We start from the raw sequence: 4556 nt of genomic DNA on the forward strand, positions 1-4556 counted from the left end.
TCTCGACGCAGCGGCGTGAGACGGGCATTCTTGTGAATGTTCATTCGGACCCTCCGGTGAGTGCTGAAGCCTGGTAACTCCAGTCTCCTCGGTCCGGTCCGAATGGACAACCTCCTGAAAGCTCACACCTAGAGCGGGGGCCCTTTGCCATTTGGGGACTCCCTCCGCCAGAATCTCCTTCGAGGAGTTTCTTCTATGCCGCAGCGCAATGTGTCCGCCGACGGCGCCACGTTCTGTTGCCGGTGTGTCGACCACCAGTCTGAGCCTCAGGGCGCGCTAGTGATGGGCTCCCTTCGGCGGAAAAGACAATTCCCGATCCTTCGAAAGCCAGCCGCATAGCGGCGACCCTGTGTGGATGCGGTTTCCTTAGCCCGTTCTCGAAACCGCTGATCGTACCTTCGCTAAGATTGCACTTGGCGCCAAGCCGCACGCGCGACCACTTCAATAGCATTCTTGCTGCTCGCAACTGCTCCGCTGTCAGGTTTCGCACGTCACGGACCTCCCTGCTGACCAACAGCGATCTGAACGGAAGGTTCCGGAGCATTTCACGGTTTGCTAACGGAACTGAAACAGCCATGCGATATTGAATCAAATTCGATGTTGCGTGGGTCCCGATGCGTAAGCGTGCCGGCGAGGTGCGGCTGTCGTTTGTCGAGCCGTTGATGCCGACCCTGGTCGAGAAGCCGCCCGAGGGCGACGGCTGGCTGCACGAAGTGAAATTCGACGGCTACCGCTCCCAGATCGTCATCGATGACGCCGGAGCGCGGTACCGGGCGCTACGTTGGGAGCGCGTTCATCACCTTGAACCGGGAAATGCGCGAACGGCTCTGGCAGCGCGTCCAGGAAGCTCCAGGAAGCCCGCCCGAAGGGTATGAAGCGGCCGGCGACGCAATGGGTGAAGCCTGGCCTGATCGGACGTGTGAAGCACCTGCGCGGCGAGGAAGATCTGCGCCACGCGTCTTTGCAGGACTTCCGCGAGGTAGGGACACCCTAGAGGCGGTCATAGGAAATAGGCTCTGAAGTATGGTGAGGCGACGTTGACCGCCGCCTCACCAGCTTTGACGAGCCATCGGGCTTTTCCGGAACCGTTTGCGTGTTTTCCTATTTTGGAAATCGAAGGGACCGCATCGCAAGGAGACACAACGATGAACCGGCTACTTTTCGCGTTACCTATCTTGGCCCTGTCCACTGGGCTTGCCATTGCACAGTCAACCAGCACCACGAGCGGATCTTCGACGACGACCACGACCACGACGACGACGATGCCGAGCACTTCCGATCAAGGCACGGACCCGACCACAACCAGCGACACCAATCCGAAGTCCGCGAAGGATTGCGCGCCCGGCCACCAGACCGGCAGTGCGAAGCAGGCGGCTCCGGGGCAGCAGGACACCGATGCAAAGTCGGCTGCTCCAGGTCAGATGAAAACGACGACCGAAGGCTGTTGAAGCGAGCGAAACGACGCAGATTGGCCGGCTTCAAGGGCACAGGCCGATCGCGTTTTGATATCCGCGCCGCCGGCAGTAGCTCGGCGGTGCGGTAGCCTCTTTCCCGACGCACCCAAACGGAACCAAAGCCGCCTGCTGGTGGTTAGTACCAGTCGTCCGCACCCAGCCGAGGCACACGGACGCTTGGAAGAGTCCATCGCGCTTTCGCCCCCGACTGAGGGAGGAGAGCGTCATGCGCTTTTCAGAACACACGCGTCCGTCTGGGGACGCGCCAGCTTCCGCGACCTTGCAGCTAGGACAACGGGTGATCCGCAAGGATACTACCGAGCGCGGCATCGTGGTCGCCACCACTAACCAAACAATCAAGGTGAAGTGGGATCGCGGTCGAACAAGCTACTTCCGTCGTGGCGCGGAAGGGAATGTGCTCCACGCGCCCACAGGGTGAAGGGCACGCTCTATGCCCTCCCCGACCTATATCAGCTCGGATGATCTCGACATGCTGATCCAGGCATTGACGGACCATTGCCACGACTTTGGCATTTGCGCCGACGCCGAACGCGATGATGTCGCGCGGCTTATGATGTTGCTCTTCGTCAGCGGGATCGATGATGCCGCTGACATGAAGTCGGCTCTGGCCGCGTCGAGGCTCGTCCACTAGTTCACTGACCAGTCCCGTGGCGTCTGAAAGGTCCCTACGAGACCGCCCTGATCGCCAGCGCTACGCAAATCGCCAGTGGAAAGATCAAGCAGACAGCCATTACGACAACCACGAGATTGCCAAGGCGCTCCGTTCGCTGCTTGGCAAGATCGGCAGCATCATCGTCAGTTGAAATGAGATCAAGGATCGAGAAATCTTCAGGGGTGGGTGTGTCGTTTGCGAGCCGACCTGCGACGTCAGGTAGATCCGGCCTGCTCTGGACAAGGGTCATATTCGTCTCGCTGTCAGACACCGCATGCTGCAAAGCCAAGGCGCCCACCATGTTCGAAAGGTAAGCATGGCCCAGGAGGACCGACGACGGAGTGGGTCGGATTTGTCGGCGGCCCTCGCAATCAATGGATCAGCGGTTTGCTGGTTGCCGGCCTCCAGCCCTTTGCCTTGGTCGCTGCGACTTCAGTCGCAGCGGGCCTGCGACTGCAGTCCCCAATCGGAACGAAATGACATCAGGCGCCGTTTTGCGGAGCATTGAAGTCGGAGGGATTTGCATCATGAACCGGCGAGCAGTGTCGTCTTTCGACTGCGAGGTCCTTCGGTGTGCCTTCGTAAGATCGGTCATCGTAGACGGAATTCCTGAAGACAGATGGGCGGCCCACGCCGCGCTTTTGATCCGTGAGCTTACCGGCAAAAAGGATGTCGACCAGCGCCTGTTGGATTGGGTTTTGCAAAGCAGCAGCGTTCCCCAGTTCCACGCGAAATGGCTCAAGGCTTAGACCTAGCGATCGGACCTCGGTCGACCAGTAGGTTCTGTTCGAGCCTGCAGCGCGACGGAACAAGCAACGGCCGGGCAATGGGGACATGGCGGGGCAAGCTGAACCCACCATTCGGGGTTCGGGTGGCTGGCCTCTCCGCGGGATTTCAGAGGCAGATCCAAAAGGCCCGCCGCCAAGGAGTTAGCGGCGGGCAGTTCAGGGTTGCCGCAGATGGAGGGGATGATCTCCTGCGACTTCTACCAATGGACTGGCGGGCCGTTGTTTCCTGTGCTCAGACCTATGCGTGCGGCCATCGGACCTCGGTCGCCAATCGGCTGGGTCGTGAGGCGAGCGCGGGCTCACCTTCCCCAAAGGTGTGCCTTGCGGCCCGATCGACTGGGCGCAATGTTCATGTGCTCCGGCACTCTTCAATGCTGGGGTATGGCCCGGCCTGCCACTTCCTCAACCGACAAGTAGACCGGGCTATGTCCGGCTCGGGCTGACGGCGGTGACATGGCGGGCAACCAATATGGCGACAGGAGTAACGGGCCAAATTTCTGCTGGAACATTTCGGACGGTAAGTCGTTGCGAACCCATGCCGAAGCAGCCGACCAACGACAACGCCTCATACTTCGAATTCGACGTAATGCGCGAAGCGTTCAACCGCTGGGTGGATGAGGACAAGGTTCCTGAAGACCAGTGGCGATGGCGCGCAACGAAGCTCGTTCGTATTGTGACAGGCGATGACTACGTCGACCCCAACGTGGTCGAATGGATCATACGCAAAAGCCCCGGCGCCGATCACGCGCCAAGACCCAGTATTAGAGGAAAGCCCCAGCGCTGAGGGGGAATCGGGTGGGCATGTACGCTTTAAACGCGCGCCCAGCGGCCCAGCGGTCGGGGGTTGGGGTTTGGGCGCCGGGTCTACCGGCTTGGATAAGGGGGACGTTTGTCGGCGGGCCGCATTATAGGCCGACTAACGGGATATAGAATAGGCAGCAGCCGTTAGCGCCAGAAGCTGCGGTGACGGCCTATGGCAAGCGGCGGTTAGAAGGTGCCTGCAACAGTTCCCCTTCGTCCATGATCCCGTTCCGGTAAACGCTGACGAGTTCCGCGGCGAGGTCTTCCCTCTGTTCCTTGTCTTTTTGGCCCAAGCGGCGTTCGATGCACACTTGATCAAACACCCGCTGGAGCAAATCCAAGTCAGCGGGTTCGAATATTCCCCTGTAACGCGATAACGGCAGCCTTCAATTTGCCGTCCCTTAGCCTATCATTCTGCCACCAACTACGACCAACCTCAAGGCGTCCAGCAGCAGCCCGAGGTTCGGGGATGGGCGCTTCTTCGGCAAGAAGCTGGAGGCCGGCACAGGCCTTTCGGTGGACTGCCTGACATGCAAGCGAATGGTTGTCCTCGACGTTGCCGAGCTGGCCAAGCGCTAAGGCCCGGATCATGGCGCGATGCACTGGGATCTGGTCAAGGTGATCTTTTGCCACGAGTGCCGCGGCGCCGGCCGAGACGACCGGAACCCACAATTCACCAACCACGCGGCCAGACCGGACAAGCGCAAAGGGCTGGAGTCCATGAAAAGGAGCGGCCCGGCAGGCTGGCGTGGGTAGGCCAGCAAACGCCGGGCCTAACCGGCGCCGGGTTCGGGGGCGAACGCGGCGCCGGCTGGCTAAACAATACGCTCTTGCCGAAAT

At 60.4% G+C, this 4556-nt stretch carries 7 protein-coding genes; 3 read left to right on the forward strand and 4 right to left on the reverse strand.

The features are described from left to right. Positions 1-193: 193 nt before the first annotated feature. On the reverse strand, positions 194-577 hold the full coding sequence (locus EN857_RS33105; RefSeq protein WP_348630799.1) for a helix-turn-helix transcriptional regulator: 384 nt from the start codon (positions 575-577) through the stop codon (positions 194-196). A gap of 37 nt (positions 578-614) precedes the next feature. Between EN857_RS33105 and EN857_RS33110 the strand changes: the two genes are divergently transcribed. Next, on the forward strand, positions 615-875 hold the full coding sequence (locus tag EN857_RS33110; protein ID WP_245493533.1) for a hypothetical protein: 261 nt from the start codon (positions 615-617) through the stop codon (positions 873-875). 125 nt (positions 876-1000) lie between these two features. Here the strand turns inward: EN857_RS33110 and EN857_RS33115 are convergent, their stop codons facing one another. After that, entirely contained in the window at positions 1001-1273 is a 273-nt protein-coding gene (locus EN857_RS33115; RefSeq protein WP_127392388.1) for a hypothetical protein, read from the reverse strand. 632 nt (positions 1274-1905) lie between these two features. On the opposite strand from EN857_RS33115, the gene EN857_RS33120 reads away from it, so the two are divergent. Further along, entirely contained in the window at positions 1906-2106 is a 201-nt protein-coding gene (locus EN857_RS33120; protein WP_135861207.1) for a hypothetical protein, read from the forward strand. 34 nt (positions 2107-2140) lie between these two features. Here the strand turns inward: EN857_RS33120 and EN857_RS33125 are convergent, their stop codons facing one another. Together EN857_RS33125 and EN857_RS33130 are read right to left on the reverse strand one after the other, a co-directional pair. Next, the gene (locus EN857_RS33125; RefSeq protein WP_127392387.1) at positions 2141-2377 is read right to left on the reverse strand and encodes a hypothetical protein; all 237 of its coding nucleotides are present in this window, start codon (positions 2375-2377) and stop codon (positions 2141-2143) included. A gap of 232 nt (positions 2378-2609) precedes the next feature. Beyond that, positions 2610-2855, reverse strand: coding sequence for a hypothetical protein (locus tag EN857_RS33130; protein ID WP_128347016.1), 246 nt, complete (start codon positions 2853-2855; stop codon positions 2610-2612). 595 nt (positions 2856-3450) lie between these two features. Between EN857_RS33130 and EN857_RS33135 the strand changes: the two genes are divergently transcribed. Next, the gene (locus EN857_RS33135; protein WP_128347153.1) at positions 3451-3699 is read left to right on the forward strand and encodes a hypothetical protein; all 249 of its coding nucleotides are present in this window, start codon (positions 3451-3453) and stop codon (positions 3697-3699) included. Positions 3700-4556 lie beyond the last annotated feature (857 nt).

This window comes from Mesorhizobium sp. M4B.F.Ca.ET.214.01.1.1 (genome assembly GCF_004791545.1).
GTDB classification, from domain to species: domain Bacteria; phylum Pseudomonadota; class Alphaproteobacteria; order Rhizobiales; family Rhizobiaceae; genus Mesorhizobium; species Mesorhizobium abyssinicae.